Annotated in this window: 1 pseudogene; it reads right to left on the bottom strand. The window is 71.1% G+C overall.

The window, feature by feature from the left end:
- Positions 1–260: 260 nt before the first annotated feature.
- Positions 261–1,046, bottom strand: a pseudogene (locus AB0M20_RS45515) (glutamate--cysteine ligase); the annotation flags it as partial.

Below are 1,046 nucleotides of genomic sequence, written 5' to 3'. Positions count from 1 at the left end.
GCAGAGCCATCAACACCAGGGCCAGCGCGAGCCCGCCCGTGGTCCCGGCGATCGCCATCAGCCGGCCACGACGGCCGGAACGGTCCACGAACACCGGGTCACCGGTGCGAAGTCTCTCCACCTCAGTCCTCGCCCCGTCCCTTGGCAAGCAGCCGGTCGAGGTCCGTCGCACCGATCCGAGGAGTCCGCCGTCTGCGTATCGCAATGAGAAGAGCGCTCCGGAGGCGCGCGGCGTTACACCTCCCCGGGCCCGCCCGGGATCAAGCGGCCGGCCACTCGTGGACCGGCTTGTTCTCGTGCATGAGGGGGAGGTACTCGCGCAGCATCTCGTGCAAGGCCTCCTGGCGGCTGTGGCCCTCGGCCTCGAGCCGGTGCAGCGTCTCCACCTGCCAGCTCGCGCCGTTGCGGTGGGTCAGGCAGCGCTGCTCGATGATGCCCAGCAGCCTGTCCCGCTCGTGCTGCGACACGCCCCAGCGGTCCAGCCCCTCGCGCGCCATCGGCAGCAGCCGGCGCAGCACCAGCTCGGTCACCGGCACGTAGCCCAGGCCCGGCCAGAACACCGACGCGTCGATGCCGTGCCGCGCGCCCGCGTGGAAGTTCTCCTCCGCCGCGCTGAACGACATCTGCGTCCACACCGGTCGTTCGGCCTCGGCGAGCACCCGGATCAGCCCGTAGTAGAAGGCCGCGTTCGCGATCGTGTCCACCACGGTCGGGCCGGCCGGCAGCACGCGGTTCTCCACGCGCAGGTGCGGGCGGCCCTTCACGACGGCGTAGATCGGCCGGTTCCAGCGGTACACCGTGCCGTTGTGCAGCCGCAGCTCGCTCAGCCCCGGGGTGTCGCCGCGCTCCAGGATCTCGGCCGGGTCGTCGTCGTCGCAGATCGGCAGCAGCGCCGGGAAGTAGCGGACGTTCTCCTCGAACAGGTCGAACACCGACGTGATCCACCGCTCGCCGAACCACACCCGGGGGCGTACGCCCTGCGCCCTGATCTCCTCCGACCGCGTGTCGGTGGCCTGCTCGAAGAGCGGGATCCGGGTTTCCCGCCA

The sequence above is a fragment of the Actinoplanes sp. NPDC051633 genome, from assembly GCF_040681735.1.
In the GTDB taxonomy this organism is placed as follows: domain Bacteria; phylum Actinomycetota; class Actinomycetes; order Mycobacteriales; family Micromonosporaceae; genus Actinoplanes.
Note: the sequence above shows the minus strand (reverse complement) of the source record. Positions and strands in the feature narration are given on the sequence as shown.